The organism is Priestia sp. SIMBA_032 (assembly GCF_046535215.1).
GTDB lineage: Bacteria > Bacillota > Bacilli > Bacillales > Bacillaceae_H > Priestia > Priestia aryabhattai.
Window position 1 is genome coordinate 1 of record NZ_JAWRXD010001721.1, and the last position, 228, is coordinate 228.

General features: G+C 65.4%; 1 protein-coding gene. It reads left to right on the forward strand.

Features of this window, described 5'->3' with window-relative positions; translation table 11 throughout:
* On the forward strand, positions 1-228 hold a 228-nt coding region (locus tag SB717_RS40110; RefSeq protein ID WP_410908965.1), incomplete at both ends, for a TolC family protein.

Genomic DNA, 228 nt, shown 5'->3' on the forward strand with positions numbered 1-228 from the left:
CTTGTGGGTGAAGCGCCAGAGCAATTCAAGGTCCCGGACGTTGCACTCGGAGGGATCACGATTCCCGAACCGCGCCCAAACCTGCCCGCGACGCTGCTCGAAATTCGCCCCGACATCCGCGCGCAAGAAGCGAGGCTCGAGGCCGCCAACTTCGATGTCGGCGCCGCGCGTGCCGCCTTCTTTCCGAATCTCGTCCTGACAGCCGCGGGCGGCTTCGGTACGAACTCG